Origin of the sequence: Rhodobacter capsulatus (assembly GCF_003254295.1) — a bacterium.
Taxonomy (GTDB): domain Bacteria; phylum Pseudomonadota; class Alphaproteobacteria; order Rhodobacterales; family Rhodobacteraceae; genus Rhodobacter; species Rhodobacter capsulatus.
The window spans coordinates 429,497-456,099 of sequence record NZ_QKZO01000001.1; the positions used below are offsets into that span (position 1 = coordinate 429,497).

A 26,603-nucleotide genomic window follows, 5' to 3' on the forward strand; every position below is an offset into this window, starting at 1 on the left:
CATCTGCCTCAGCTCCCGGCGCCGACCGAGATCACGGTGACCGCGCGCCGGTTCTGCTCGAAGCAGCTTTCCGCGGCGCAGGTGGCGATCGGCCGTTCCTTGCCGTAGGACACGGTGCGCAGCCGGGTCGCGGGCACGCCCTGCGAGATCAGATATTGCTGCACCGAGCTGGCGCGACGGGCGCCGAGCGCGAGGTTGTATTCGCGCGTGCCCTGTTCGTCGGCATGGCCTTCGATGATCGCGGCATAATTGCCGTGGCTGTTGAGCCATTGCGCCTGCCCCGAGAGCGTCGCGCGGGCCTCGTCGGTCAGGGTCGACTGGTTGATGACGAAGCGCACGGTGTCGCCCACCTTGCCCGCGAAATAAGCGGGCGAATTCGGGTCGTTGATCGAGCCCTGCGAGACGCCGCCCGCCTCGCCATAGGCGCCGCCCGGATCGACAACGCCATTCGCGCCGTTCTTCGAGGGGTTGTTGCAGGCCGCGAGCGCGATCATCGCCAGGCCGAACGCCGCTTTGGTTGCAAGATGCATGTTGTACCGCCTTTTGTTGCTTATGCCGTTTCGGCACACAGTATCAGGTTTGGCTGCGCTTGGGAATCAGGGCAGAAGCGGGCCCCAGGTCGGGTCGGAGGCGCCCCCCACCCCCGCAACCGCCTTCAGGTTGCGCCCAGTGATATCGACCGTGTACATCTTCGCCGCCCCGGCCGCGCCGGGGCTTTCGCGGGTGAACATCAGCACACGGCCGTTCGGCGCCCAGGTCGGGCCCTCGTCAAGATAGGAGGCCGTCAGGTCGCGTTCCTCCGAGCCGTCGGTGCGCATCACGCCGATGAAGAAACGTCCGCCCGACTGCTTGGTGAAGGCGATGAGATCGCCGCGCGGCGACCAGACCGGCGTGCCGTAGCGGCCGTCGCCGTTCGAGATCCGCACCGGCTCGCCGCCGCTGGCCGACATCACATAGATCTGCTGCGTGCCGGACCGGTCGCTTTCAAACACGATCTGGCTGCCGTCCGGGCTGTAGGAGGGCGCGGTTTCGATCGCGGGCGAATTCGTCAGCCGCTCGACACTGCCGCCCGAGACCGACATGCGATACAGGTCGGTGTTGCCGTTCTGCTCCAGCGAATAGACGATCGAGCCGCCATCGGGCGAAAACCGCGGCGAGAAGGTCATCGTGCCCGGCACTTCGGGCAGAAGCTTGCCAGCGGCATTGCCGACCGACATCATCTTGATGCGCGGGAAGCCGGTCTCGAAGGTGGTATAAAGGATACGATCGCCCTGCGGCGAGAACCGCGGCGCCAGCACAATGGTCGAGCTGTCGGTCAGATAGTTCACGTTCTCGCCATCGTAATCCATGATCGCAAGACGTTTCTGCCGCTGCCCCTTGGGCCCGGATTCCGAGACATAGACGACGCGGCTGTCGAAATAGCCGCTTTCGCCGGTGATCCGCGCATAGATCACGTCGGCGACCTTGTGCGCCAGCCGCCGCCAGCTTTGGGGCGACGCCGCCAGCTGCTGGCCGTCGCCCAGCTGGGTGTTGCCGTAAACGTCATGAAGGCGGAATTTCACCACCACCTTGCCGCCCGACATGCCGACCGAGCCGTTGATCAGCGCCTGCGCATTGATCGCCTGCCAGTCGGCATAGCTGACCGGGGTGTCGAAGCTGCCGAAGCGCTGGATATGCGCGCCCTCGGGGATTTCGCGGAACAGGCCGGTGCCCGAGAGGTCGTCGGCGATCACCCGGGTGATCTGGCTCGCCAGACTGCCCGCGCCCTCGTCCACGAAAGAGGGCAAAGCATAGGGAAGGGGCTCGATCACGCCCTCGTCCAGTTCGATGCGCAGCGGTCCCTGTTGGGCCGCCGCCAGTCCCGTTGTCAGCATCAGCGCCGCCGCCGCGGCCAAAATCCAACGCACCATGTTCCGTCCTCGTCCGGGCCTTGCGCCCTGTTCTATCCGTATTTTCCAGCCGCCCGTCATCACAAGCGCCTGACCGCCCGCGGTTGCCCGCTATTTCATTCGCATCTTCGTCGGGTTGAAGACGATCTCGATCTGCTGCCACCAGCCGAATTTCTCGCTCGGCAGCGGGAAGCCATCCGAGCCGCAGCGCACGATCGCCCGCCGCGCGGCTTCAAACGCCTGCCGCGCCGCCGCATCAGACCCGCCCGTGGCATCGATCATCTTGATCGAGCTGACCACCGGCTTGCCGTTTTCCTGCATGTCGACCCGCACCGTGACCGTGGTCCGCAGCGCCTCCGACGAGAGCGCGCCAACGTTCCAGCAGGCCTTCACGTCAACGATCAGCGCCTCTTTCTCGCCCGCCGTCACCGGGGGACCGTTCTTCGCGATGCCAAGCCCGCCGGTGCCGGTGTCGGCGCCGCTGTCGCTTTCCGCGCCCATCGCCTCGGCCAAAGCATCGGCCACCGCATCCGCACCGGCAGGCTTCGACGACGCGGGCTTGGCCGGTTTCGCGAGCTTGTCGGACTTCGGCTTCGCCGGCTTGTCGGCAGCCTTCTCGGCGGGCTTGTCCGCCGGTTTCTCGGCAGGCGTGTCTTCCGCCGCGGCGGTCTCGGTCTTTTCAGGCGGTTTCACCGCGGGCTTGGCCGGTTTCTTCGGCGGCCGCGGCGAGGATTTCGGCGCCGAGGTCGTCTCCTGCTCGACCGGCTTCGCCTCCTCGGGCACGATCTCGGTCGCGGCCTCGGGCGGCGCGGCCTGTTCCTTCGGCTTTTCGGCCGGTTTCTCGGGCTCCGGCTGTTCCTCGGGCCTGGTTTCCGGCTCGGCCGTTTCCGAGACTTTCACCTCGGGCGCAGGCGCCTCGGCGGGTTTCGGGGCCACGCGCTGCGCCGGTTTCGGCTGCGGCCGCGGCGAGAAGTCGGGCGCTTCGGTGTCTTGCGGTTCCTCGACCGGCGGCATCATCGAGGGCGGCACCTCGGTCACCTCGGCGGGCGGCGTCGGCGGCACGATTTCGGACAGATCCGGCGGCGGCTCGGGCTTGGGTTCGGGCGGCACCGGCTGATCGGGCACGGCCTCGGGGGTCGGCGCCTCTTCGGCCGGGGGCTCCTCGGGGGCGGGCTCGGCCGCCGGTTCCTCAGGCTGCGTGGGGGCGGGCTGCGCGGCGGCAGCCCCGCCCGCCTTCGGCGCGGCCGCCTGCATCGCGGCGAATTCGGCTTCGGAGATCATCCCGGCCGGTTTGATTTCCACAGGCTCGTTCGGCTCGGGCTTGAACCATGCCGTGCCGATGATCGCCCAGAGGATCACCGCGATATGCAGTGCCGCCGAGACGCCCGTGCCGATCCGTTCCGCCCGATCCATGCGCATGGCGCGCCTCAGTTCCCTGTGTTGGCCGCCGGGCCCGGCTGTGCCGTGGCGCCGGTCAGCGTCGGCCCGCCCGGGTCGGTCACGAGGATGATGTTGGCAAAGCCCCCGGCGTTCAGCGCGCCCATGACTTCAACCACACGCGAATAGGGAATGCCGCCATCGGCGCGCAGGAAGACCTTGTCGCTTTCGCGCTCGGCCGAGACCGCGCGCAGCCGGTTCACCAGATCTTCCTCGGGGACGGGTTCGTTCATCAGCGAGATCGTGCCGTCCAGCTGCAGCGAGATCGCCAGCGGCTCTTCCTGTTCCGTCGGCACCGCCTTGGCGGCGGTTTTCGGCAACTCAAGCGGCACCCCAACGGTCATCATCGGCGCCGCGACCATGAAGATGATCAGCAGCACGAGCATCACGTCGACCATCGGCGTGACGTTGATTTCGGCCATGACGGCATGTTTGCCCTTGCCGCCGCGGCGGCGTCGGCTGCCGCCTCCGCCCTTTTTCATCACCCCCGCGCCCATCGCTTACGCGTCCAGCTGGCGCGAAAGGATGGTCGAGAATTCGTCGGCGAAGGCCTCGTAGCCCGAGGTGATCTTGTCGGCGTCGGAGGAAAGCTTGTTGTAGGCGATGACCGCCGGGATCGCCGCGACAAGGCCGATCGCCGTGGCGACAAGCGCCTCGGAGATCCCGGGCGCGACGACGGCGAGCGAAGTGTTTTGCGAAATCGCGATTTCCTCGAAGGCGACCTTGATCCCCCAGACCGTGCCGAAAAGCCCGACAAAGGGCGCGGTCGAGCCGACGGTCGCAAGGAAAGACAGGCCCGAGTTCAGCGCCTCGCCCTCCTTGGCGATCGCCACATCCATCGAGCGCTCGATGCGCGCCTGCGCCCCGGTGATCAGCTCGCCGTCATGGCGGTGGCTGCGGCGCCATTCCAGCATGCCCGCGGCAAAGATGCGCTGGGAGGCGCCATCCGGGGCCGGTCCGATCTGGTCGAAAAGTTCGTCAAGCGGCTCGCCCGACCAGAAGGCGCGGTCGAAGGCATCGGCCTCGGCGCGGGCGGCGCGGAACGAGATATACTTGCGGATCATGATCGACCACGACCAGAAACTGGCCAGAGTAAGCATGATCATCACGAGTTTCACGGTCAACGAGGCGCGCACGAAAAGCGCAAGCAAGGAGAAATCCATCTCCGGCGCCGCTGCCGCCATGGCAAGGGTTTGCTGGTCCATTGGTCACTGCTCTCATACGGGGCCTGTTTCTCGGGCCTCTTAGCAGTGATTCTACCGGATATTGAGGGGTAAAGCCATAACAACTGCGTCATTGTTGTGGCCTGATTGCTGCCTTGCAGCGAAATCAGTGCAGTTTTGGCGCGATCTTCGCCCGGATTTCGGCCGGAAGCCGCGCCGCGGCGCCGGTTTCGGTCAGACAGGCCAGGGTGACCGTCGCGGTAAAAAGCTTGTCATTGCCCCGCCAGACCGCCTGATCCAGCACGATCCGCGCCCCGGTTTCGGCAATCAGATCGGTCGTCACCCGCAATGCGTCATCGTATTTCGCCGGTTTCAGATAATCCGCCTCGACCCGGCGCACGGCAAAGACCAGCCCGTGATCGCGTTTCAGCGCCAGCTGATCGACGCCCAGCGCCCGCACCCATTCGCTGCGGCCGCGCTCGATGAATTTCAGATAATTCGCGTAATAGACGATGCCCGCCAGATCGGTGTCTTCGTAATAGACGCGCAGGATGAAGTCGTGGCTCATGCCGCCCCCCCGAGGCCGATCCGCGCCGCCAGCCGCAGCGCATGGCTTTTGTCCGTCGCGCAGGCGGGCAGCACCGGATCATAGGCCGCCCGGATCACCGCGGCGATCTCGGGGCGGATCACCGCCACGCCCCGCGCCTCGGCCAGCGGCGGATGGGTGGCAAAGGCACGCTCGCCCCAGGTCAGGATCATCTGCACCGCCTGATTGAGCGCGATCGTCTCGGCCGGAACCTCATCGAGCGCCGCATCCATGCGGATGAAGGAAAAACAGGCGCGGATGGCACCGGCATCGTCAAAGCGGAAGGTGCGGAACTGGTTCGCCCCGGCATCATCCAGCCGCGCGACGATATCGGAGAGCCCGTCGATCATCTGGTCAAGGTTCGGCACTTCCAGCAATTCCTGCCAGTCGCGAAAGAAGAAGATCATCAGATTGGCGCCGATCTCGGCATCGGTTTCGGCCATCTTCGCCTTGGCAAGCACCACCACCGCCTCGGTCGCGCCCTTGACGACGGCAAGGGTCGCCGCATCGACGCCAAAGACCACCGGCACGATCGGCCGCCCCCAGCGCGCAAAGCGGTAGCCCGCGGCCCCGGTGAACAGCGCCGCGATCTCCTCGGCGCCTGGCATCGTGCTTGTGTCACTCATCTCCACCCCCATTCGCTGCGCGGCAGCGTAACCGCCGCGACGGGGCTTGCCAAGGCTCAGACCGCGAGCGTCGCCGCCACCGCCCGCTGCCAGCGGGCCAGTTTCCGCGCCCGGTCCGTCTCGGCCATCGCTGGGGTGAAGCGGCGGTCGAGTGCCCACTGCGCCGCGAACTCCGCAGGCGGCGGGCAGATCCCGGCACCAAGCCCGGCCAGATAGGCGGCGCCCAGCGCAGTGGTTTCGGTGATGACGGGGCGGTCGACCGGGGCGCCCAGAATGTCGGCGAGATATTGCATCGTCCAGTCGCTGGCCGCCATGCCGCCATCGACGCGCAGCACGTTTTGCCCCGCCGCGCCCCAATCGGCCCGCATCGCCGCGAGCAGGTCGCGCGTCTGCAGCCCGACACTTTCAAGCGCCGCACGGGCAAATTCGGCGGGCCCGGTGTTGCGGGTCAGCCCATAGATGGCGCCGCGACAGTCGGGGTTCCAGTAAGGCGCCCCCAGCCCGGTAAAGGCGGGCACGATCACCAGATCCTGCGCCGGATCGGCGGTCTCGGCCAGATTTTGCGTCTCGGCCGCCCGCGCGATCAGACCCAGCCCGTCGCGCAGCCATTGCACCACCGCCCCGGCGATGAAGATCGAGCTTTCCAGCGCATAGGTCGTCTCTCCGTTCAGCCGATAGGCGATGGTGGTCAGAAGCCGGTTTTGCGACACGACGCGCGTCGCCCCGGTGTTCAACAGCGCAAAGCAGCCGGTGCCATAGGTCGATTTCAGCATGCCGGGGGCGAAACAGGCCTGCCCCACCGTCGCCGCCTGCTGATCGCCCGCCACCCCGGTGATCGGGATCGCGGCGCCAAAGAGCGCCGGATCGGTGGTGCCGAAATCATCGGCGCAATCCTTGACCTCGGGCAAAAGCGCCATCGGCACGCCCAGAAGATCGCAGATTTCCGCGTCCCATTCATTGCGGCCGATGTCGTAAAGCAGCGTCCGCGCGGCATTCGTCGCATCGGTCGCATGCACCCGGCCGCCGGTCAGCCGCCAGATCAGGAAACTGTCGATGGTGCCAAAGGCCAGCTCCCCGCGCGCGGCCCGTTCCCGCGCGCCGGGGATCGTGTCGAGCAGCCATTTCACCTTGGTTCCCGAGAAATACGGGTCGAGCAGCAGGCCGGTTTTCGCCGTCATCCTCGCCTCGTGGCCCGCCGTCCGAAGATCGGCGCAAATCTCCGCGGTGCGGCGATCCTGCCAGACGATGGCATTATGGATCGGCACGCCCGTTGCCCGGTCCCAGATCACCGTCGTTTCACGCTGGTTGGTCAGGCCCAGCGCCGCCACCGGACCGGCCTGCGCCAAAGCCTCGCGGATCGTCGAGAGGACGGTGGCCCAGATCGCCTCGGGGTCATGTTCGACCCAGCCGGGCGCCGGGAATATCTGCGGAAATTCGCGGCTTGCCGTGGCCACGGGGCGCAGGGCCGCGTCAAAGACAATCGCCCGGGTCGAGGTCGTGCCCTGATCGAGCGCCAGAATCCGCGTCATCGCGCCCCCCGTTCCCGCATGAACCGGTCCAGCACCGCGATCTGATCGGCACTCAGCCGCAGCCCCAGTTTCGTGCGCCGCCAGACCACATCCTCGGCCCGGCGCGCCCATTCGCGGTCCATCAGCCAGATCACCTCGGCCTCGGAGAGGCCTGCGCCGAAGTCGCGGCCCAGATCGGCGCGGCTTTTCGCTTCGCCCAGAATCGCGAAAGCCTCGGTGCCATAGGCCCGCGCCATCCGCCCCGCCCCCGCCTGGCCCAGAAAGCCATAGCGCACCCGCAGCCGCTCGATCAGCGCCTTGATGCCGGTCTGGAAGAAATCCCCCCCGGGCAGCGGCACGCGGGCGGTCCAATCGGGCCCAAGGCCGGGGAAATGCGGCGCAAGCTTCGCCAAAGCCGCCTCGGCCAGACGGCGATAGGTGGTGATCTTGCCGCCGAAGACATTCAGCAAAACCGGCCCCTCGGCCTGCAGATCCAGCACATAATCGCGCGAGGCCGCGGTGGCGGAACTGGCGCCATCGTCGTAAAGCGGCCGCACCCCGGCATAGGACCAGACCACATCCCGGGCGGTGACGGGCTTGGCCAGATATTGCGAGACGAAGGCCAGCAGGTAATCGCGCTCGGCTTCGGAACAGGTCGCGGCCTCGGGGGCGGCGTCATGCGCGGCCTCGGTGGTGCCGATCAGCGAAAAATCCTGCTCGTAAGGAATGATGAAGACGATCCGCCCGTCCGCACCCTGCAGGAACAGCGCCCGCGGATCGTCATGCAGCCTGCGGGTGACGATATGGCTGCCGCGCACCAGCCGCACCTGCGCCGTGGGTTTCGGCCCTTCGATCAGCCCCAGCACCTGCCCGACCCAGGGCCCGGCGGCATTGACCAGCCCGCGCGCCAGATGCACGGCCTTGCCCGCGGGCCCCTCGGTCTCGATGCGCCACAGATCGCCCTGCCGCGCCGCCGCCGTAACCCGGGTGCCGACCAGCACCTTGGCCCCCCGCGCAGCGGCATCGCGGGCATTCAGCACGACAAGCCGCGCATCCTCGACCCAGGCATCGGAATATTCCCAGGCCAGCGCCATCCCCGGCTTCAAGGCCCGGCCGATCTTGTCGCGCGTCAGATCCAGCCTGCGCGTGCCCGGCAGGATCTTGCGCCCGCCCATGTTGTCGTAAAGGAAAAGCCCCAGCCGCAGAAGCCAGGCCGGACGCCGCCCCTTCATCCAGGGAAAGACCAGGTTCAACAGCCGGCTGGTCGGCGTCGTCGTGTCGAACCTTATCCCCGCATGGACCGGCAGCACGAAGCGCAGGGGCCAGGAAATATGCGGCATGGCGACCAGCAGCGTCTCGCGTTCCTCCAGCGCCTCGCGCACCAGCCGGAATTCGAAGAATTCGAGATAGCGCAGCCCGCCGTGAAAGAGCTTGGTCGAGGCCGAGGAGGTCCCCTGCGCCAGATCCCCCTGTTCGGCCAAGGTCACCGAGAGCCCCCGCCCCGCCGCGTCGCGGGCGATGCCGCAGCCGTTCACCCCCCCGCCGATGATGAATAGATCGACGACCCCGGGTTGATCGCTCACGGCTGCCTCCTGCGCTTTTGATCCGATGATGGGCTTTTCCCGCGGTTTGGCAAGCTGTGACGCAGCCGCCCGGGGGCCTTCGCGCTTGCCCGCCCCCAACGCCGCGCCTATAACGCCGCCATGACCGGGCTTTGCTTCATACATCGAATTACCGGCCCGGCGCTCTGACGCGTCAGGGTTGCCGGGAGACGTTGCAAAGCCCCGGGCGCATTGCGCCCCTATGTCCGATCCAGCCTGAATGGACCCATGATGAGCGCCGACACGCCCGAAACTGCCGTCGATTACCGCGACACCGTCTTTCTGCCCGAAACTGACTTTCCGATGCGCGCCAACCTTCCGGGCCGCGAACCCGACTGGCTGGCCCGCTGGGAAAAGATCGGCATCTATGACCGCCTGCGCGAAAAGACCGGCCGGGCGCCGTTTGTCCTGCATGACGGCCCGCCCTATGCGAACGGCCATCTGCACATCGGCCATGCGCTGAACAAGATCCTGAAAGACTTCATCGTGCGGTCGCAACAGATGATGGGCCGCGACGCGCGTTACGTTCCGGGCTGGGACTGCCACGGCCTGCCCATTGAGTGGAAGATCGAGGAACAATACCGCGCGAAGGGGCTGAACAAGGATGACGTGGACACCGTCTCCTTCCGTCAGGAATGCCGCCGCTTCGCCGAGGGCTGGATCGACATCCAGCGCGAGGAATTCAAGCGTCTGGGCGTCACCGGCAAATGGGAACGCCCCTATCTGACGATGGATTACCACGCCGAGGCGGTGATCGCCGAGGAGTTCATGAAGCTTCTGATGAACGGCAGCCTCTATCAGGGCTCGAAGCCGGTGATGTGGTCGCCCGTTGAAAAGACGGCCCTCGCGGAAGCCGAGGTCGAATATCACGACCACACCAGCCACACGATCTGGGTGAAGTTCCCCATCGTTTCGGTTTCCATGAGCCCGACACTAACGTCACTCTCTGGTCTCAACCCGTTCGATGCTTTGGTGGGCGCAAAAGTCGTAATCTGGACCACCACACCTTGGACAATTCCTCAGAACCGTGCGGTAGCCTATAATCCCACGATAAAATATGGCCTCTTTCAAGTAGATGCAGTCAGCGAGGGAGCACTGGCAGTAGCAGGCGAGCGGCTTCTTATCGCTGATAATTTGGCGGAACAGACGTTTAGGCAGTCAAAAGTTGAGTCATATACTCGGCTCGCAACCGTTTCTTTCTCCGGCATTGAAAGAATCAAACTCGCCCACCCCTACCGTGGCATCGAGGACGGCAACGGCGAATGGGATTTCGACGTGCCGATGCTGCCGGGCGACCACGTCACCGACGACGCCGGGACGGGCTTTGTCCACACCGCGCCCAGCCACGGCGATGACGACTATCAGCTGGGCCTGAAATTCGGCCTGCCGATGACCTACAACGTCGAGCCGGACGGCAGCTACCGGGCCTCGCTGCCGGTCTTTGGCGGTCAGCCGATCATCCTGCCCGATGGCAAGGAAGGCCCGGCGAATGTCTCCAACATCAAGGCACTGCACGCGCAGGGCGCGCTTCTGGCCAAGGGCAAGCTGAAGCACTCCTACCCGCATTCCTGGCGCTCGAAGGCGCCGCTCATCTACCGCAACACGCCGCAATGGTTCGCCGCCATCGACGTGAAGCTGGAAGACGGCATGGGCACCTATGGCGACACGATCCGGCAACGCGCGCTGACCTCGATCGACCAGCTCGTGCAATGGACCCCGCCCACCGGCCGCAACCGGCTTTATTCGATGATCGAGGCCCGGCCCGACTGGGTGCTGTCGCGCCAACGCGCCTGGGGCGTGCCGCTGACCTGCTTCACCAAGAAGGGCGCGCAGCCGACCGACCCCGATTTCCTGCTGCGCAACCCCGAGGTGAACGCCCGCATCTCTGCGGCCTTCGAGGCCGAGGGCGCCGATGTCTGGTATACCGACGGCTTCAAGGAGCGGATGCTGGGCAATGTCGTCAACCCCGACGATTACAACCAGGTCTTCGACGTGCTGGATGTGTGGTTTGACTCTGGCTCGACCCATGCCTTCGTGCTGCGCGACCGCGAGGATGGCACGGCGGACGGCATCGCGGACCTTTACCTCGAGGGCACCGACCAGCACCGCGGCTGGTTCCACTCCTCGATGCTGCAGGCCTGCGCCACCAAGGGCCGCGCCCCCTATCGCGGCGTGCTAACCCATGGCTTCACGCTCGATGAAAAGGGCATGAAGATGTCGAAATCGCTGGGCAATACCGTCGCGCCCGCGGATGTGATCAAGGATTACGGCGCCGACATCCTGCGGCTTTGGGTGGCGCAATCGGATTACACCGTCGATCTGCGCATCGGCAAAGAGATCCTGAAAGGCACCGCCGACAGCTACCGCCGCCTGCGCAACACGTTGCGCTTCATGCTCGGCGCGCTCTCGGGCTTTGCCGAGGAAGAACGCGTCGCCCCGTCCGAGATGCCGGAACTGGAACGGTGGGTGCTGCACCGTCTGGCCGAACTCGATACGGTGGTGCGCGATGGCTATGCGGCTTACGACTTCCAGGGCGTGTTCCAGACCCTCTTCACCTTCTGCACTGTCGATCTTTCGGCCTTCTGGTTCGACATCCGCAAGGACGCGCTTTACTGCGACGCGGCCTCCAGCCTGCGCCGCCGCGCCGCTCGCACGGTGATGGACGAGCTCTTCCAGCGGCTGACGAAATGGCTGGCGCCGATGCTGCCCTTCACCATGGAAGACGTCTGGCTGTCGCGCTTCCCGGGTGAAGCGAATTCGGTCCATCTGGAGGATTTCGCCGCCACACCCGCCGACTGGTTGAACCCGGATCTGGCGGCGAAATGGGACGGCATCCGCCGCGCCCGGCGCGTGGTGACGGCGGCGCTCGAGGTGCAACGCACCGCCAAGGTGATCGGCGCCAGCCTTGAAGCCGCCCCGGTGGTGCATGTCGAGGACCAGGCGCTGGAAGCCGCGCTGAAATCGGTCGACTTCGCCGATATCTGCATCACCTCGGACCTGAGCCTGAGCACCGACCCGGCCCCCGCCGAGGCGTTCCGCCTGCCCGAAGTGCCCGGCATCGCGGTGATCTTCGAGGCCGCCGAAGGTGCCAAATGCGAGCGCTGCTGGAAGATCCTGCCCGATGTGGGCAGCCACAAGCATCCCTGCACCTGCGCGCGCTGCAATTCGGTGCTGGGCTGAAAACAACCGGCGCCGGGGGCTTCGCGCCCCCGGACCCCCGCGAGGTATTTGTCGCAAGATGAAAGGCAGACAGGCTTTGCTTTCATCTTGCGACAAATACCTCGGGGGGAGTCCGCTTGCGGACGGGGGGCAGCGCCCCCCTTGCCCCGCCTGCCATCCCTCGTTACCGATGTGACGATTGCATGACAGCCGGAGGCCGCGGCGATGAGCCTTTCCATTCTTCTCGCGGTTCTGGCCGCCGCTTTCCTGCATGCGCTCTGGAATGCGCTGTTGCGCTTTGGCGGATCAAAGATCCGCGCCATGGTGATGCTGAGCTACATGGAAGCGGCAGTGGGCCTGGCGATTGCACTCACCCGCCCCTGGCCCGAGGTCGCGGCCTGGAAATGGGTCATCGCCGCAAGCTGCGTGCATTTTTTCTACAAGTATTTCCTCGCCCATGCTTATGAACAGGGCGATCTGAGCCGGGTTTACCCGATTGCGCGCGGCACGGCGCCGATGATGGTCGCCATCGTCTCGGCGCTTTTCGCGCTCGATACGATCGAACCGCTTGGCTATGTCGGCATCGGCGTTCTGGGGCTGGGCATCCTTTTCATGGCGCGCGGCGTTTTCACCGATGGCGAGAGCCGCAAGCTTCTGCCCTTTGCCTTCGGCTCCGCCTGCGCCACCGCCACCTATACGCTGACCGACGGGCTGGGCGCCCGCGTCGCCGGGGATGCGGCGGGCTATGTCGGCTGGCTGATGGTGGGCGGCGGGCTGCTGTTCGGGCTGGTGATGACCTTCAGTCGGCCGAAGGGCTTCCTGACCGTCGCGCCGCTGAAGGATTGGGGCATGGCGGCGGCGGGGGCGGCGGCCTCTTATGGCGCCTATGCGATCTCGATCTGGGCGATGACCAAGGCGCCGATCGCGCTGGTGGCGGCAACCCGGGAAACCGCGATCCTGTTTGCCGTGCTGATCGGCTGGTTGGTCTTTGGCGAAAAGATGACCCGGTCGAAGGCGACCGCCGCCGTGCTGATCGTGGCGGGGGTGGTGCTGACCCGGCTTTAATCGTGGTGGCGCGCGGGGAGGATCTGCTGCGCGATGCCCGCGAACATCAGGTAGACCGAGGTCACCACCAGACCCCAATGCGCCCAGGAGCCTTCCTCGAAATTCACCCAGGCGGCGCGGGCGGCAAAGGCGGTCCACAACAGCGCCATCGTCAGCGACAGCGGCCGCCAGCGCAGGGTGCGGGTCGGGTGGATGAATTTCAGCGGAAAGAACATCGCCACCGCCAGCGCCAGCACCACGCCGAGCGTGATCCAGTACGACGGCCAGATCGCGAAAAGCACCAGAACCACCATGTTCCAGCAGGCCGGAAAGCCGGAGAAAGAGCAATCCTTCGTCTTCATCCGGGTATCGGCGAAATAGATCACCGAGGCATAGGTGATCGCAATGATGGCCAGCCACCCGGTCCAGCCCGGCAGCAGCCCCGATTTGAACAGCGCATAGGCCGGGATGAAGACATAGGTCAGATAGTCGACGATCAGATCCATCAGCACGCCGTCATGCGTCGGCCAGTTGTGCTTGGTGTCGAACCGCCGCGCGAGCGGCCCGTCGACGCCATCGACGATCAGCGCCACCACCAGCCACAGGAACATCAGCGACCATTTCTCCTCGACCGCCGCCAGCATCGCCAGCATCGAGAGCACCGCGCCGGTGGCGGTCAACAAGTGAACGGAGAGAGCCTTGAAACGAATGTCCATGCCCCCTTCCTGCCCGAAACCGCTCAGGCGTGCAAGACGGGCCGAGGGCAGAGCCCGGCCCGTCCCGGGGTCACGATGTCGCTTACGCAACCGCCTTGAGCAGCGACAGGAACTGGTTTGCCGTGTCACGGGCGGTCGTCACCTGTTCCGAAGACCCGCTTTCCGAGGTCATCGCGGTGAAAAGCGACTCGTAAAGCGATTGCGCGGAGGTGGCGCTGCTCGAGGTGGTGGTGTCGTCCTCGTTCTCGGCCTCGTTTTCCGCGCCCGGCGGCGGGCCCGAGGGCGGCGGGCCGGGGGGCGGACCCGACATGCCCTGCATGCCGCCCGCCCCGCCCGATTTCATCGCGTCTTCTGCCGCGGTGAATTCGGTTTCGGTCAGAAGGCCGTCGCTGTCGGTGTCGATCGTGCCGAACTGCGAGGACAGCAGATCGGCCACCGGGCTGGCGTCGATTTCCGCTTGCGACAGCGCGCCGTCGCCATCGGCATCGTCATTGGCCGCCAGCGCCTCGAACAGCGACTGGCTGTCGGCCCCGCCCGACGCCGAAGTCGGCGGCGGAGGGGGCGGGGGCGGCGCACCGCCGGTGGCAAAGCTCGCCGCGCTGGACGAGGAGGTCTTGGACGAGGAACTGCCCGAGGTTTGCTGCAACAACGCCAGCGCGCTGCTGCTCGAGTACCCGGACAGCGAAGTCAGGGAAGTCACGCTCATCATACGATCCTTTCTGGATGACAACGTGCCCCGACGCTGGCCCCAGATGATGAACGAAACCTTTTTTTCGGCCTAAACCTTGGTTTGAAACCGCTTGGATTGTAGCGGGTTAGCTGGGTTTATGGCGCGATTTCGGTTCAGGCGCGCGGATGGGCCGCCTGATAGACCTGCATGAGTCGCGCCTGATCGACGGCGGTATAGACCTGGGTCGTCGCCAGGCTGGCATGGCCCAGCAATTCCTGAATCGCGCGCAGATCGCCGCCTTCGGCCAGCAGATGCGTGGCGAAACTGTGCCGCAGCGCATGCGGGGTCGCCGTCGCGGGCAGACCGAGACCGAGCCGCGCCCGTTCCATCGACTTCGCCACCAGCCGCGGATTGAGCGGACCGCCGCGGGCGCCACGGAACAGCGGCTCATAGCGCGACATCGGGAAGGGGCAGAGCCGCAGGTAATCGGCCACCGCTTTGCGCGCCGCCGGAAGCACCGGCACCAGCCGTTCCTTGTCGCCCTTGCCGCGGACCCGCAGCACCTCGGGCAGCGGCGCATCCGAGCCTTTCAGCGCCAAAGCCTCGGAGACCCGCAGCCCGCAGCCATACATCAGCGTCATCACCGCCGAATCGCGCGCCGCTATCCAGGGCTCCTGCGCCTGCACCTCGACCTGTTCCAGCACCTCGGCCGCGGCCTCGACGCTCAGCGGCCGGGGCAGCTTGCGCTGATATTTCGGCGCCTTGGCAGACAGAACATGGGTGGCGTCAAAGCCTTCGCGCGCCGCCAGCCAGCGGATGAAATTCTTCACCGCCGAAAGCGCCCGCGCCAGCGAGCGGCCCGACAGGCCGCGGTTGCGTTCATGCGCCATCCAGGCCCGCATGTCGGATTGGCCAAGCCCGGCCAGTTGCGCCAGACCGAGGCTTTCGCCCCGGTGCCGGTGCAGGAAGGCCAGAAATCCGGCCACGTCGGAACTATAGGCCGTCAGCGTGTGACTGGCCGCCCCGTCGATCGCCCGCAAGTGACTGATCCACAGGGCCATCGCCGTCCGTGCGGCGGGCGAGACCCCCACCGACATCAGTTCAGCCAGCGCCGCATGCCGCGCTCGAACACGCCTGCGAAGAAGGCCAGCAGGTCGGTGCCTTGCGAGGGCTTGAATTGATGCGGGTCTTCGGCGCCCATCACCAGCATGCCGGGCAGACGCCCCTCGCCCAGATCCAGACGCATCAGCGCCTCGGAGCGGATCCAGCTCGCGGCCTCGCCATAGATCGCTTCGGAATGCGGCAGGGTCTGGCGCAGCACCACCGGGCGGACCTGCCCGCCACGACCGGCGCGCATGTATTCCTGGATGAAGCCGGGCTCGGCCACGCACAGAACATCGCCCAGACGACGCAGCGCCGGATCGCTGTCATCTTGCAGCGTTTCCAGCACCAGCTTGACGCTGTCCACCCGCAGGATCTCGGCGACTTCGGTGCCGAGGCTCTTCAGGAAGCTCTCGAAATCCACCGGATCGAGCATGCGCAGCACGGCACGGTGGATCTGGTTCGTCCCCGAGAGATTCTCGTAGGCCGCGGCGATCACCGAACGGTGCGTGTCCTCGAGCCGGTCCAGGCGGCGTTCCAGCCGCTCCATCGCCACACCGCGCAGGTCGACGATATTGGCGCCCATGGCGCGTTCGTTCGCGGTGATCAGCGCCCGCATCAGATCGCGATCCTCAAGGATCACGTCGGGATCGGAGATGATCTTGTCGCGCAGTTCAGGTGCAAAAGCCGTGTCGGTCATGCCAGCCTCTCGTAAGCGGGTTACAGGTAAATTGACACAGATTCTGGTTAAATGCAGGTTAAATTTGTTAACAATAATAAGAGGCCCGCCGAATTCGGCGGGCCCGGGCTTTCGGATCACGGAATTCAGACGATCGACTGGCCGGTTTTCGCCCAATCTTTCAGGAACTGCTCCAGCCCCTTGTCGGTCAGCGGGTGGTTCGCCATCGCCTTGATCACCGAGGGCGGCGCGGTGATGACATCGGCGCCGATCCGGGCGACGTCGGTGATATGGTTGACCGAGCGGATCGAGGCGGCGAGGATCTCGGTCTTGAAACCGTAATTGTCATAGATGGTGCGGATGTCCTCGATCAGCTGCACGCCATCAAGGTTGATGTCATCCAGACGGCCGATGAAGGGGCTGATGAAGGTCGCGCCCGCCTTGGCGGCCAGGATCGCCTGCGCCGCCGAGAAGCACAGAGTGACGTTGACCATGTGGCCTTCGGATGCGAAAGCCTTGCAAGCCGTCAGGCCCGCCCAGGTCAGCGGCACCTTGATGGCGATGTTGGAGGCGATCTTGGCCAGTTTCAGCCCTTCGGCGATCATCTCGGGCGCCTCGGTCGCCACCACCTCGGCCGAGACCGGGCCCGAAACCATGTCGCAGATTTCCTTCGTCACCTCGAGGATGTCGCGGCCCGATTTCAGGATCAGCGACGGGTTGGTGGTGACACCATCGACCATGCCGAGATCGTTCAGCTCCTTGATGGCTGCCACATCGGCGGTATCGACGAAGAATTTCATGAAGGGCCTCCTGCGCTCTGTCTGGCCGCGATTTAGCGCAAACAGCCGGAAATGGCGAGAGCGGAATCGGCCGCAAGGGGGGGCTTGCCGCCCCCCTCGGCCTGACGGCCTCTCCCCCCGCGCGTATTTCGGCCAAGAAAAAGCCCGTCCGTTTTTTCTTGGTGCAAATACGCCCGCCGGAGGCGTTGCGGGGCGCGGGGCCGGGCATGTCTGAGCCGGGCTTCTTTCCCGAAGGCGCCCGCGTCTCGGTCTTGACCGCCGAGCCGATCGGCAAGCCTCTGGATTACCTTGCCCCCGAGGGCGGTTGTTTTCCCGGCGCCTTCGTCGAGGTGCCGCTCGGGCCGCGCCGGGTCGTCGGCGTCGTCTGGGGCGCGGGCGACGGCCGGTTCGAGGCGGGCAAGCTGCGGGCGGTGTCGCGGGTGCTGGACGTGCCGCCGATGCGGGCGGAATTGCAGGACTTCCTGATCCGCATGGGGACTTACACGATGACCTCCCTGCCCGCGGTGCTGCGGCTCGCCACGCGCACGCCGGGGCTTTTCGATCCGCCCGGCGCGCGGCGGATCTATCGGCTGGGGACGGTGGCGCCGGGCAAGCTGACCGAGGCGCGCCAAAAGGTTCTGGCGGTGCTCGGCGATCACGGCGGCGCGGGGTTCTACCTGACCGAGCTGGCACAGCTTGCGGGCGTCACGCCGCAGGTGGTGAAGGGGCTCGTCAAGCTCGGCGCGCTCGAAGAGACCGAGCAGCCCCGCGACCTGCCGCTGCCGAAGCTCGATTTCACCCTGCCGGGCAAGGTTCTGTCCGAGGATCAGGCGGCGGCGGCCGCGGCGCTGAAGGGCGAGGGCTTCGGGGTGACGCTTTTGAAGGGCGTCACCGGCTCGGGCAAGACCGAGGTCTATCTGGAAGCCGTGGCCGACTGTCTGCGGCGTGGGCGGCAGGCGCTGGTGCTGCTGCCGGAAATCGCCCTGACCTCGGAGTTTCTCTCGCGCGTCGAGGCGCGGTTCGGCGCAAGGCCCGGCGAGTGGCATTCGGGCGTCACCCAATCCGAACGGCGCAGGCTGTGGCGGATGGTGGCGAGTGGCGGCGCGCAGATGGTGGTGGGGGCGCGCTCGGCGCTGTTCCTGCCGTTTCAGGACCTTGGGCTGATCGTCGTCGACGAGGAACACGACAACTCCTACAAGCAGGAGGAGGGCGCGCTTTACAACGCCCGCGACATGGCGGTGCTGCGCGCCTCGCTGGTGGGGGCGCAGGTGGTGCTGGCCTCGGCCACGCCCAGCCTTGAAAGCTGGGTCAACGCGGCTTCGGGGAAATACCGCCGCATCGATCTGGCGGCCCGTTTCGGCGCTTCGGAGCTGCCCGAGATGCGCGCCATCGACATGCGCGAGGAACGCATTGAACCCGTGCACTGGATCTCGCCCAGCCTTGTCGGCGCGGTGCTGGCGACACTCTCGCGCGGGGAACAGGCGATGCTGTTCCTCAACCGTCGCGGCTATGCCCCGGTCACGCTCTGCCGCGCCTGCGGGCAGCAGATCGGCTGCGATCATTGCGACGCGCGGATGGTGGAACACCGCTTCCTCAAGCGCCTTGTCTGCCATCAATGCGGCGAGACGAAACCGATCCCCACCGCCTGCCCCTCCTGCGGTGTCGAGGGCAAGCTGGCCCCCGTCGGCCCCGGGGTCGAGCGGCTGGCCGAGGAGGTGGCGGAACGCTTCCCCACGGCGCGGGTGGCGGTGCTGTCCTCGGACCTGTTCGGCTCGGCCCGGGCGCTGAAGGAGGCGGTGGCAAATATCGCGCAAGGCGGCGCCGACATCCTCATCGGCACGCAGATCGTCGCCAAGGGGCACAATTTTCCACTTCTGACGCTGGTCGGCGTGATCGATGCCGATCTGGGCCTGCAGGGCTCCGACCTGCGCGCGGCGGAACGCACCTTTCAGCTGATGCGACAGGTGGCGGGCCGGGCGGGGCGGGCGGAAAAACCCGGGCTGGCGCTGCTTCAGACCTTTCAGCCCGAACATCCGGTGATCCGCGCCATTCTGGGCGGCGACGAGGAGGCGTTCTGGAAGGCCGAGGCCGAGGGGCGCCGGGCGGCGAATGTGCCGCCCTATGGCCGGATGGCGGGGATCATCCTTTCGGGCGCCGAGATCGAGCCGCTTTTCGCCTATGGCAATGACCTTGCGCAGCACGACGGCCCCCTGCGCCACATCGGCGCGCAGCTTTACGGCCCCGCCCCCGCCCCCATCGCCCGCATCCGCGGCCGCCACCGGGTCCGCCTCCTGATCCGCGCCGACAAGACCGCGCCGCTGCAACAGGCGATCCGGGCCTGGCTGCGCGGGGTGAAACAGCCCAATTCCGTCCGCCTGGCCATCGACATCGACCCGCAAAGCTTCCTTTAGACCCGCTTTCGATTGACCGCCCGCCGCTTTCGCGCCATTGGGGGCAAAACCAACGGAGCCCGCCCATGACCACCTTCACCGCCTTTGCCGTCCTGCCCGAGCGCGAGCTTGCCGACGATCTGGCCGAGCGGCTGGAAGATCTGGACCCCGGCCCCTATGGCGTCGGCGTCTTCGAGATCGAGGATGGCTCGGGCAATTTCGAGGTCGGCGCCTATTTTCTGGACCGCCCCGATGACATCGTGCTCGATCTGCTCGCCGCCGCCTATGGCGCTACCGGCTTCGTCATTTCGGAACTGCCGGAAACCGACTGGGTGGCGCATGTGAAGCGCGAACTGGCCCCGGTCGTGGCCGGGCGCTTCTTCGTGCATGGCAGCCATGATGCCGACAAGGTGCCCGAGGGGTCGATCCCGCTGCTGATCGATGCCGCCATGGCCTTCGGCACCGGCCATCACGGCACGACGCTGGGCTGCCTGACCGCGCTTGACCGGCTGGCGGCCGAGGGGATCCATCCGCGCAGGACCATCGACATCGGCTGCGGCACCGCCGTTCTGGCGATGGCGGCCGCGAAGCTCTGGCCCGAGACCGTGCTGGCCTCCGACATCGACCCCGTCGCGGTCGAAACCGCCGCGGCGAATGTCACCGGCAATGATCTGGCGGGCCGGGTGATCTGCCTGCAGGCGGCCGGTTTCGCCCATCCCGAGCTGCAATCCGCTGCCCCCTTCGACCTTGTTTTTGCCAATATCCTGAAAGGCCCGCTGATCACGCTCGCCCCCGACATGGGGCGGTTTTGCGCCGAATCGGGCCGTGTCATCCTCTCCGGGATCTTGATCGAGCAGGGTGACGAGGTGATCGACGCCTATCAGGCGCAGGGCTTCCGTCTCGTTTCGCGCGACAATCACGGCGATTGGACGACATTGGTTCTGCAGCGGAGCTGATCCGCGGAAAGCCATCTCGCCGGAGCGGCGAAATTCGGGCATGATTGTTAATCAGTCGTTAGGCATGTTGCCCGCGACCGGTTTTGAGTGGAGCCCGTCATGCGTCGTTCGATCAATGCGGATTTCGAAGACCGCCTTGCGCGGATCGACCGGATTCACGCTGCTGGCGGGGCTTTCGAGGCGTCAGGGGCGCTTGGCCGCGCCTATTTCGACAGCCACCGCCCGAAGGAGCGCCGCCGCTTTCCCTGGCGGGCCGTGGCGATGCTGCTTTTGGGGATGCTGCTGTTCAAGGGCGCGATCCTGGCGCAGGTCGGCCCGGAAACCTATGCCCGCCGGGTCGAGGTCCTGCGGCAAGGCTCTGCGCTGGAACAGGCGGGGGCCTGGGTGTTGCAAGCCGATGCGCCGACGCGATTCATCGCCGCGCAGCTGCGCGCGCTGCTGTTCTGACCGCGATTTCGGCGTGAAAAAGCCGCGCAGGGCGCTGCGCGGCCTTTGGTAATTCCCGCGGCTTCAGCGGCCGATGCCGTCGATATCGAACCGCGTCAGGCCGATATCATTGAGTTCCCGGTCGCTCAGCCGCGCAAGCGCCCGCCGCGTCAGCCGGGCGTCGTTCCACAGCGTCATCGCGTCGATCAGGCGGGCAAACATCCCGGCCCGGCCATGGCGGGCGGAAAGGGCGAGGGTGTCGAGGGCGGACATGATACGGTTCCTTTGTATTCTGCCGATTTGTTAGGCGTCTCTTTGTTGACTGAGCAGTTAATCAAGGCAACTGGCGAAAACAAGCGCCCCCCGGTCAGCCCCGCCATGCAGTTTTTGCATGGCTTTTCGGACAGTTGACGGCTTCGTGACCGGCCCCGGCATTTTGTCGTCCCGCTTCGTCATTTTGCTGGCGCATTCGGCTGCGAAGCGTCGCTTTGCGCCGTTTGATGATCGTTTCGCCGCCAGGGCGCAGAGCTGTCGCCGCCGCTTTGCGCTTTCCGATGTTCTGCTTTTGTGCTAAATGCGGAAAAAATGCCACAGGCAAAAGGGCAGTCACATGCGGGTGATCGGGATCGATCCGGGGTTACGCAACCTCGGCTGGGGGGTGATCGAGGTCGAGGGCGCCCGCTTGCGGCACATCGCGAATGGAATCATCCATTCCGAGGGCACGGATCTGGCGAAACGCCTTGTCGTGCTGCATGCGGGCCTGACCGCGGTGATCGCGGCGCATCGCCCCGAGGCCGCGGCGGTGGAACAGACCTTCGTCAACAAGGATGCGGTGGCGACGCTGAAGCTGGGTCAGGCGCGCGGCATCGCGCTTCTGGTGCCCGCGCAGGCCGGGCTCGAAATCGGGGAATATGCGCCCAATGCGGTGAAAAAGGCCGTTGTGGGGGTGGGTCACGCCGACAAGGCGCAGGTGCAACACATGGTGCGCCACCAGCTGCCGGGCGTCGTCTTTGACGGGCCCGATGCGGCGGATGCGCTGGCCATCGCGATCTGCCACGCCCATCACCTGCAATCGGCACGCCGCGCCTCGGCGGCGATGCTCGGCCGCGGCGCGCTCGAAATCACCGCGGGGCAAGCCCGGATCCGGAGGACAGGCGCATGATCGGACGCATCGCCGGGATCATCCTGCACCGCGCCATGGACCATGTGCTGATCGACGTGCGCGGGGTGGGCTACATCGTCCATGTCTCCTCGCGCACCGCCGCGAACCTGCCGCCGGTGGGCGAGGCCTGCGCGCTTTACACCGAGCTTCTGGTGCGCGAGGACCTGTTGCAGCTCTTCGGCTTCCCGACGCTGATCGAAAAGGAATGGCACCGGCTGCTGACCTCGGTGCAGGGGATCGGCGCCAAGGCTTCGCTGGCAATCCTTGGCACGCTGGGCCCCGAGGGCGTCTCCCGCGCGCTCGCCCTTGGCGACTGGAACGCGATCAAGGCCGCCCCCGGGGTCGGGCCGAAACTGGCGCAGCGCGTGGTGATGGAGTTGAAGGACAAGGCGCCGACGGTGATGGCGATGGGCGGCACGCTGACCGTCGACACCGCCCCCTCGGACGAGGTGATCGAGGCCGCGCCACAGCCGGTCAAACGCCCCGCCCCCGCCGCCACAAGGCAGGTGAACTTCACCGCCGAGGCGCTCTCGGCCCTGACGAACCTCGGCTATTCCCCCTCGGATGCCGCCACCGCCGTCGCCCGGGCCAGCGAAAACCCCGAGGCCACCGACACCGCGAAACTGATCCGCACCGCCCTGCGCCTGCTCGCCCCAAAGGACTAGCCTTTTCATCTTGCCTCAAATACCTCGGGGGTGTGGGGGCAGCGCCCCCACCCTCGTTGAAAGCCCGCCATGACCGAACCCGATCCAACCCTTCGCCCCGACCGCCTGCCCGAGGACGCCGACCGCGCCCTGCGGCCGCAGGTGCTCGAGGATTTCGTCGGTCAGGCCGAGGCGCGGGCGAACCTGCGCGTCTTCATCGAAAGCGCGAAGATGCGCGGTCAGGCGATGGATCACACGCTGTTTCATGGCCCGCCCGGGCTTGGGAAAACCACGCTGGCGCAGATCATGGCGCGGGAGTTGGGGGTGAATTTCAAGATGACCTCCGGCCCGGTTCTGGCGCGGGCGGGCGATCTGGCGGCGATCCTCACCAACCTTGAAAACCGCGATGTTCTTTTCATCGACGAGATCCACCGGATGAACCCGGCGGTCGAGGAGGTGCTTTATCCGGCGATGGAGGATTTCGAGCTGGATCTGGTGATCGGCGAGGGCCCGGCCGCGCGCACCGTGCGGATCGAACTGCAGCCCTTCACCCTGGTCGGCGCCACGACCCGGCTCGGCCTGCTGACCACGCCGCTGCGGGACCGCTTCGGCATTCCGACGCGGCTGCAATTTTACACCGAGGACGAGCTCGACCTCATCGTCAGCCGCGGCGCCCGGCTTCTGGGCATTCCCGCCGACCCGGACGGCACGCGCGAGATCGCCAAACGCGCCCGCGGCACGCCGCGGATTGCGGGCCGCCTGCTGCGCCGGGTCGTCGATTTCGCGCTGGTCGAGGGCGACGGGCGGCTGACCCGCAAGCTGGCCGACAATGCGCTGACCCGGCTCGGCGTCGATCATCTGGGGCTCGATGGCGCCGACCGGCGCTACATGATGCTGATGGCGGAGCATTACGGCGGCGGGCCGGTGGGGGTGGAGACGCTCTCGGCCGCGCTTTCCGAAAGCCGCGATGCGCTGGAAGAGGTGATCGAGCCTTACCTGTTGCAGCAGGGTCTCATTCAGCGCACGCCGCGCGGGCGGATGCTCGGCCACCGGGCCTGGCGGCATCTGGGGCTCGAGGCGCCGCAAGTCCCGCCGCAAACGCAAGTTCCGGTCCAGACCGACCTTTTCGACGCGGGCTGACTGGACGCGCCGCGGTGGCGGTGTATCCTTGGCCCATGTCCACGCCCCTGCCCCCCCGTTTTCCCGTCACCGAAGCCCAGATCGAGGCCGTGGTGGCCGAGTTCTATGCCCGCGTCCGCGCCCATCCCGATCTGGCGCCGATCTTTGCCGCGCATGTGACCGACTGGGCGCATCACGAGGCGAAGATCGCCCGGTTCTGGAAGGGCTCGATCCTGCACATGCAGGGTTACGAGGGCAGCCCGATGATCTCGCATCGCCGCGCGGGCGATGTCGAGGGCGGGCATTTTCCGCTGTGGCTTGCGACCTTCGATGCGGTGCTGCACGACACGCTTGACCCGGCGGCGGCGGCGGGCTGGTCGGCGCTTGCGCATCGGATCGGCAAGGGGCTGCGGATGGGGGTCGAGGATGTCGGCCGCCCGGCCGGGGCGGTGCCCAACCTGCGCTGAGCGCCCCTTCCCGGCCCGGGAAAGGGCGTATTTGGACCAAGAAAAAGCCGAAGGCTCAGTCTTCGTCTTTCGATCTGGTGAAGACGCCTTTCAGCGCGCCGCCGGTCAGTTGCGTGACTTTCGGGCGCGGCAGCGCGGCGAAGGGCATCGGGCGGCAGACCTCCATCGCGGCGATGCCGACCCGGGCGGTCAGCGCGCCGTTGATCACGCCCTCGCCGAAGCGGCGCGAGATTTTCGCGGCCAGATGGCCCCCGGTCATCGTCTCGATCAGATCATCGCCCGCGGCGACGGCCCCCGTCGCGATCACATGCGTCATCACCGTGCGGGCCAGCCGCAGCGCCCCAAGGCTGCCCGCGCGGCCGCCGTAGATCTCGGCCACGCCGCGGATCATCCGCAGGTTGGCAATCAGCGCGGTGGCGACATCGGCCAGCGCCAGCGGCACCAGCGCCGTCACCGTCGCCACCGTGCGCGCGGCGGCCTCGATCTCCAGACGCGCGGCAGCATCGAGCGGCGCCATCAGCTCGGTTTCGGTCAGCCGCAGCAGGGTTTGCGTGTCAAGCTGCTCGGGCGCGCGCTCGCGCAGGCGGGCGAGCGACCATTTCATCTCGGGCCGGGCGGAGTAAAGCTTCGCCATCCGGTCGACCGCCTTGCGCGCGGCGCGCAGATCGTCGCGGTTGCCCGCCTCGATCACCTCCTGATGCAGCTTGTCGAGACGGCCAAGCTTGGCGAAGGCGGTCAGCTCGCGCAGGGCCACCAGAACGCAGGCGATCAGGAACAGGATCAGAAGCCCCGTCGCCACCCAGCCCAGCATCGGATTGGCGGCGAAAAGCCCGGTGACGAAATTCCACAGCGCGACGGTGATCAGGAAGCCCACCAGCGCCCCGGTCGCCTGCCAGAAGAACCGCGTCAGCCGCGAGCGCGGCCGGGCGGCGAGTTTCGCCGCGATCTGCATGGCGCGGCCCTGCGGGGCGGCGTCGAAAGCGGGTTGATCGATCACCGGCGGCGCCTCGGCGGGCGAGGCGGGCGGGGCGTCCAGTTCCAGAATGACAGGTCGTTTCACAGCTTGTCCCCGATCAGGAATTCGGCGGCGCGGTCGATGCGGATATGCGGCGGGCCCTCGCCCGGGCGCAAAACGCCCGGCGCGGGCGCAAAGTTCATCAGGCCGAAATCGGCATCCAGCCACTCCTCGGCGCCGTCGCGGGCGGCGGTCAGGAGTTCCGCCGGATCGGCGGGCAATTCGCCGGGATAAAGCGCGACCGAGCGGCCATCGGCCAGGCGCCCGCGCACCGCGGGCAGATCCTCGCCGCCATGGGGGATGATGTCTTCGGTCGTCGTGCGCAACGAGGCCAGCGACATCGCCGCGGTCTCGGCCCCGGCAAAACTGGCGCGGTCCTTGGCCTCGCGCAAAAGCGCCTCGGTGATCGCGGTCAGTTTCGCATGCTGGATGTGGTGCAGATGATCGGCCTTGGTCGCGGCGAACAGGATCCGTTCGACCCGTTTCGCCCCCAACAGCGTCAGCAGGAACCCGGGCACGCCGGGGCGGAAGGCCGTCAGGATCGCCGCCATGGATTGGCGCAGATCTTCGAGCGCCGCGGGCCCGGCATGGATGGCGCCGAGCACATCGACCAGCACCACCTGCCGGTCGATGCGGGCGAAGTGATCGCGGAAGAACGGTCGCACCACCTCGCGCTTGTAGGCCTCGAACCGGCGTTCCATCTCGCGCCCAAGCGAGTCGCGCGGATAGGTGGCGGGCGGGATCGGCGCGAAGGTCAAGACGGGCGAGCCCGCCATTTCGCCCGGCAACAGGAACCGCCCCGGCGAGCAATCGGAAAACCCGGCCTCGCGCGAGGCGATCAGATGCGCGGTGAAGGCTTCGGACAGCGCCTTCGCCGCGGTCTCGCTGAAGCGGGCGTAAAGGTCGATCTCGTCCAGCGTTTGCAGGAAGGCATCCGATCCGGGGCGGCCGGGCAGACGGTCAAGCACGCCCGCCGACCATTCCTCGAAGGTCTTGTCGATCAGCCCAAGATCCAGCAGCCATTCGCCGGGATAATCGACGATGTCGAGATGCACGGTGCGCGGCTTGTAAAGCGCGCCCAGCATCCCCGAAGGCTGCAGCCGGAAGCTGAGCCGCAGTTCCGAAACCGCCCGCGTGCCCTCGGGCCAGGCGGGATTGGCGCCGGTCATGCTGGCGAGATGGCTTTCATAGTCGAACCGCGGCACGGTGTCGTCGGGTTGCGGTTTCAGATAGGCGGCGCGGATGCGCCCCGCCCCGGTCAGCGCGGGCATCCGGCCGCGGTCGAGCAGATTGGCCACCAGCGAGGTGATGAAAACGGTCTTGCCCGACCGCGACAGCCCGGTGACGCCCAGCCGGATCACCGGCTCGAACAGGGCTTCGGAAACCGAGGAGCCGAGCCCCTCGATGCTGCGGCCGATGTCCTCGGCAAGGTCGCTGATGCCCACTGCGCTGCCTTTCCCGGTCGT

At 66.7% G+C, this 26,603-nt stretch carries 26 protein-coding genes; 9 read left to right on the forward strand and 17 right to left on the reverse strand.

What is annotated here, in order from left to right; translation table 11 throughout:
- Positions 1-8: 8 nt before the first annotated feature.
- The 9 genes from pal to glpD form a co-directional block, all read right to left on the reverse strand.
- The gene (gene pal / locus LY44_RS02065; RefSeq protein ID WP_055213267.1) at positions 9-530 is read right to left on the reverse strand and encodes a peptidoglycan-associated lipoprotein Pal; all 522 of its coding nucleotides are present in this window, start codon (positions 528-530) and stop codon (positions 9-11) included.
- Positions 531-596: 66 nt separating this feature from the next.
- On the reverse strand, positions 597-1,910 hold the full coding sequence (tolB, locus tag LY44_RS02070) for a Tol-Pal system beta propeller repeat protein TolB (protein ID WP_055213266.1): 1,314 nt from the start codon (positions 1,908-1,910) through the stop codon (positions 597-599).
- A gap of 90 nt (positions 1,911-2,000) precedes the next feature.
- On the reverse strand, positions 2,001-3,308 hold the full coding sequence (locus LY44_RS02075) for a cell envelope biogenesis protein TolA (RefSeq protein ID WP_223230704.1): 1,308 nt from the start codon (positions 3,306-3,308) through the stop codon (positions 2,001-2,003).
- Between the two features lie 8 nt (positions 3,309-3,316).
- On the reverse strand, positions 3,317-3,823 hold the full coding sequence (locus LY44_RS02080) for an ExbD/TolR family protein (protein WP_055213263.1): 507 nt from the start codon (positions 3,821-3,823) through the stop codon (positions 3,317-3,319).
- Between the two features lie 3 nt (positions 3,824-3,826).
- The gene (gene tolQ / locus LY44_RS02085) at positions 3,827-4,531 is read right to left on the reverse strand and encodes a protein TolQ (protein WP_055213262.1); all 705 of its coding nucleotides are present in this window, start codon (positions 4,529-4,531) and stop codon (positions 3,827-3,829) included.
- Between the two features lie 124 nt (positions 4,532-4,655).
- Entirely contained in the window at positions 4,656-5,057 is a 402-nt protein-coding gene (gene ybgC, locus LY44_RS02090) for a tol-pal system-associated acyl-CoA thioesterase (protein WP_055213261.1), read from the reverse strand.
- Positions 5,054-5,701, reverse strand: coding sequence for a hypothetical protein (locus LY44_RS02095; protein WP_394325865.1), 648 nt, complete (start codon positions 5,699-5,701; stop codon positions 5,054-5,056). Before LY44_RS02095 ends, ybgC begins: the two co-directional genes overlap by 4 nt.
- A 56-nt stretch (positions 5,702-5,757) precedes the next feature.
- Entirely contained in the window at positions 5,758-7,230 is a 1,473-nt protein-coding gene (gene glpK / locus LY44_RS02100) for a glycerol kinase GlpK (RefSeq protein WP_055213259.1), read from the reverse strand.
- A complete protein-coding gene (gene glpD, locus LY44_RS02105; protein ID WP_055213338.1) occupies positions 7,227-8,792 on the reverse strand; it encodes a glycerol-3-phosphate dehydrogenase in 1,566 nt (521 codons plus the stop codon). The genes glpK and glpD overlap by 4 nt, the downstream gene beginning before the upstream one ends.
- Before the next feature lie 249 nt (positions 8,793-9,041).
- On the opposite strand from glpD, the gene ileS reads away from it, so the two are divergent.
- Positions 9,042-11,990: an isoleucine--tRNA ligase gene (ileS, locus tag LY44_RS02110; RefSeq protein ID WP_055213336.1), complete on the forward strand. Its 2,949-nt coding sequence runs from the start codon at positions 9,042-9,044 to the stop codon at positions 11,988-11,990.
- A gap of 204 nt (positions 11,991-12,194) precedes the next feature.
- Positions 12,195-13,034, forward strand: coding sequence for a DMT family transporter (locus LY44_RS02115; protein ID WP_055213257.1), 840 nt, complete (start codon positions 12,195-12,197; stop codon positions 13,032-13,034).
- On the opposite strand, the gene LY44_RS02120 is transcribed toward LY44_RS02115, so the two are convergent.
- From LY44_RS02120 to fsa, 5 genes are all read right to left on the reverse strand, one after another.
- Positions 13,031-13,729 carry a CDP-alcohol phosphatidyltransferase family protein gene (locus tag LY44_RS02120; RefSeq protein WP_055213255.1) on the reverse strand — a complete coding sequence of 233 codons (699 nt, stop codon included), beginning with the start codon at positions 13,727-13,729 and terminating at the stop codon, positions 13,031-13,033. The genes LY44_RS02115 and LY44_RS02120 overlap by 4 nt on opposite strands.
- Positions 13,730-13,811: 82 nt before the next feature.
- Positions 13,812-14,435, reverse strand: a complete 624-nt coding sequence (locus tag LY44_RS02125) for an EF-hand domain-containing protein (protein WP_146707191.1) — start codon at positions 14,433-14,435, stop codon at positions 13,812-13,814.
- Positions 14,436-14,572: 137 nt separating this feature from the next.
- Positions 14,573-15,496 carry a tyrosine recombinase XerC gene (locus tag LY44_RS02130; protein ID WP_055213249.1) on the reverse strand — a complete coding sequence of 308 codons (924 nt, stop codon included), beginning with the start codon at positions 15,494-15,496 and terminating at the stop codon, positions 14,573-14,575.
- A complete protein-coding gene (locus LY44_RS02135; protein ID WP_055213247.1) occupies positions 15,496-16,200 on the reverse strand; it encodes a DUF484 family protein in 705 nt (234 codons plus the stop codon). The genes LY44_RS02130 and LY44_RS02135 overlap by 1 nt, the downstream gene beginning before the upstream one ends.
- A 125-nt stretch (positions 16,201-16,325) precedes the next feature.
- Entirely contained in the window at positions 16,326-16,979 is a 654-nt protein-coding gene (gene fsa, locus LY44_RS02140; RefSeq protein WP_055213245.1) for a fructose-6-phosphate aldolase, read from the reverse strand.
- Positions 16,980-17,185: 206 nt separating this feature from the next.
- On the opposite strand from fsa, the gene LY44_RS02145 reads away from it, so the two are divergent.
- The 3 genes from LY44_RS02145 (at position 17,186) to LY44_RS02155 (ending at position 20,751) form a co-directional block, all read left to right on the forward strand.
- Positions 17,186-19,369, forward strand: coding sequence for a primosomal protein N' (locus tag LY44_RS02145; protein ID WP_055213243.1), 2,184 nt, complete (start codon positions 17,186-17,188; stop codon positions 19,367-19,369).
- A 65-nt stretch (positions 19,370-19,434) separates the two neighbouring features.
- Entirely contained in the window at positions 19,435-20,304 is an 870-nt protein-coding gene (locus LY44_RS02150; RefSeq protein WP_055213241.1) for a 50S ribosomal protein L11 methyltransferase, read from the forward strand.
- 99 nt (positions 20,305-20,403) lie between these two features.
- A complete protein-coding gene (locus LY44_RS02155; protein WP_055213239.1) occupies positions 20,404-20,751 on the forward strand; it encodes a hypothetical protein in 348 nt (115 codons plus the stop codon).
- 63 nt (positions 20,752-20,814) lie between these two features.
- On the opposite strand, the gene LY44_RS02160 is transcribed toward LY44_RS02155, so the two are convergent.
- Positions 20,815-21,003: a DUF1127 domain-containing protein gene (locus LY44_RS02160; RefSeq protein ID WP_055213237.1), complete on the reverse strand. Its 189-nt coding sequence runs from the start codon at positions 21,001-21,003 to the stop codon at positions 20,815-20,817.
- A 337-nt stretch (positions 21,004-21,340) separates the two neighbouring features.
- Here LY44_RS02160 and ruvC point away from each other — a divergent pair, with 337 nt between their 5' ends.
- From ruvC to LY44_RS02185, 4 genes are all read left to right on the forward strand, one after another.
- Positions 21,341-21,892 carry a crossover junction endodeoxyribonuclease RuvC gene (gene ruvC / locus LY44_RS02170; protein WP_055213335.1) on the forward strand — a complete coding sequence of 184 codons (552 nt, stop codon included), beginning with the start codon at positions 21,341-21,343 and terminating at the stop codon, positions 21,890-21,892.
- The gene (gene ruvA, locus LY44_RS02175) at positions 21,889-22,557 is read left to right on the forward strand and encodes a Holliday junction branch migration protein RuvA (RefSeq protein ID WP_055213233.1); all 669 of its coding nucleotides are present in this window, start codon (positions 21,889-21,891) and stop codon (positions 22,555-22,557) included. Before ruvC ends, ruvA begins: the two co-directional genes overlap by 4 nt.
- 69 nt (positions 22,558-22,626) lie before the next feature.
- Complete coding sequence (gene ruvB, locus LY44_RS02180) at positions 22,627-23,676, forward strand: Holliday junction branch migration DNA helicase RuvB (RefSeq protein WP_055213231.1); 1,050 nt, start codon at positions 22,627-22,629, stop codon at positions 23,674-23,676.
- 35 nt (positions 23,677-23,711) lie between these two features.
- A complete protein-coding gene (locus LY44_RS02185; protein ID WP_055213230.1) occupies positions 23,712-24,122 on the forward strand; it encodes a group III truncated hemoglobin in 411 nt (136 codons plus the stop codon).
- A 55-nt stretch (positions 24,123-24,177) separates the two neighbouring features.
- On the opposite strand, the gene LY44_RS02190 is transcribed toward LY44_RS02185, so the two are convergent.
- Positions 24,178-25,182, reverse strand: coding sequence for a YcjF family protein (locus LY44_RS02190; RefSeq protein WP_055213228.1), 1,005 nt, complete (start codon positions 25,180-25,182; stop codon positions 24,178-24,180).
- Positions 25,179-26,582, reverse strand: coding sequence for a YcjX family GTP-binding protein (locus LY44_RS02195; protein WP_111395942.1), 1,404 nt, complete (start codon positions 26,580-26,582; stop codon positions 25,179-25,181). Before LY44_RS02195 ends, LY44_RS02190 begins: the two co-directional genes overlap by 4 nt.
- Between the last annotated feature and the right edge of the window lie 21 nt (positions 26,583-26,603).

What these genes read in the sequence shown, in the direction of transcription:
- tolQ (WP_055213262.1), bottom strand. Translation starts at nt 4,531, where the DNA reads ATGGACCAGCAAACCCTTGCCATGGCGGCAGCGGCGCCGGAGATGGAT.
- LY44_RS02075 (WP_223230704.1), bottom strand. Translation starts at nt 3,308, where the DNA reads ATGCGCATGGATCGGGCGGAACGGATCGGCACGGGCGTCTCGGCGGCA.
- ileS (WP_055213336.1), top strand. Translation starts at nt 9,042, where the DNA reads ATGAGCGCCGACACGCCCGAAACTGCCGTCGATTACCGCGACACCGTC.
- LY44_RS02095 (WP_394325865.1), bottom strand. Translation starts at nt 5,701, where the DNA reads ATGAGTGACACAAGCACGATGCCAGGCGCCGAGGAGATCGCGGCGCTG.
- LY44_RS02135 (WP_055213247.1), bottom strand. Translation starts at nt 16,200, where the DNA reads ATGACCGACACGGCTTTTGCACCTGAACTGCGCGACAAGATCATCTCC.
- glpK (WP_055213259.1), bottom strand. Translation starts at nt 7,230, where the DNA reads ATGACGCGGATTCTGGCGCTCGATCAGGGCACGACCTCGACCCGGGCG.
- LY44_RS02125 (WP_146707191.1), bottom strand. Translation starts at nt 14,435, where the DNA reads ATGAGCGTGACTTCCCTGACTTCGCTGTCCGGGTACTCGAGCAGCAGC.
- LY44_RS02120 (WP_055213255.1), bottom strand. Translation starts at nt 13,729, where the DNA reads ATGGACATTCGTTTCAAGGCTCTCTCCGTTCACTTGTTGACCGCCACC.
- tolB (WP_055213266.1), bottom strand. Translation starts at nt 1,910, where the DNA reads ATGGTGCGTTGGATTTTGGCCGCGGCGGCGGCGCTGATGCTGACAACG.
- LY44_RS02150 (WP_055213241.1), top strand. Translation starts at nt 19,435, where the DNA reads ATGACCACCTTCACCGCCTTTGCCGTCCTGCCCGAGCGCGAGCTTGCC.
- fsa (WP_055213245.1), bottom strand. Translation starts at nt 16,979, where the DNA reads ATGAAATTCTTCGTCGATACCGCCGATGTGGCAGCCATCAAGGAGCTG.
- LY44_RS02080 (WP_055213263.1), bottom strand. Translation starts at nt 3,823, where the DNA reads ATGGGCGCGGGGGTGATGAAAAAGGGCGGAGGCGGCAGCCGACGCCGC.
- ruvB (WP_055213231.1), top strand. Translation starts at nt 22,627, where the DNA reads ATGACCGAACCCGATCCAACCCTTCGCCCCGACCGCCTGCCCGAGGAC.
- ruvA (WP_055213233.1), top strand. Translation starts at nt 21,889, where the DNA reads ATGATCGGACGCATCGCCGGGATCATCCTGCACCGCGCCATGGACCAT.
- LY44_RS02130 (WP_055213249.1), bottom strand. Translation starts at nt 15,496, where the DNA reads ATGTCGGTGGGGGTCTCGCCCGCCGCACGGACGGCGATGGCCCTGTGG.
- LY44_RS02155 (WP_055213239.1), top strand. Translation starts at nt 20,404, where the DNA reads ATGCGTCGTTCGATCAATGCGGATTTCGAAGACCGCCTTGCGCGGATC.
- LY44_RS02160 (WP_055213237.1), bottom strand. Translation starts at nt 21,003, where the DNA reads ATGTCCGCCCTCGACACCCTCGCCCTTTCCGCCCGCCATGGCCGGGCC.
- ruvC (WP_055213335.1), top strand. Translation starts at nt 21,341, where the DNA reads ATGCGGGTGATCGGGATCGATCCGGGGTTACGCAACCTCGGCTGGGGG.
- LY44_RS02145 (WP_055213243.1), top strand. Translation starts at nt 17,186, where the DNA reads ATGTCTGAGCCGGGCTTCTTTCCCGAAGGCGCCCGCGTCTCGGTCTTG.
- pal (WP_055213267.1), bottom strand. Translation starts at nt 530, where the DNA reads ATGCATCTTGCAACCAAAGCGGCGTTCGGCCTGGCGATGATCGCGCTC.
- ybgC (WP_055213261.1), bottom strand. Translation starts at nt 5,057, where the DNA reads ATGAGCCACGACTTCATCCTGCGCGTCTATTACGAAGACACCGATCTG.
- LY44_RS02185 (WP_055213230.1), top strand. Translation starts at nt 23,712, where the DNA reads ATGTCCACGCCCCTGCCCCCCCGTTTTCCCGTCACCGAAGCCCAGATC.
- LY44_RS02115 (WP_055213257.1), top strand. Translation starts at nt 12,195, where the DNA reads ATGAGCCTTTCCATTCTTCTCGCGGTTCTGGCCGCCGCTTTCCTGCAT.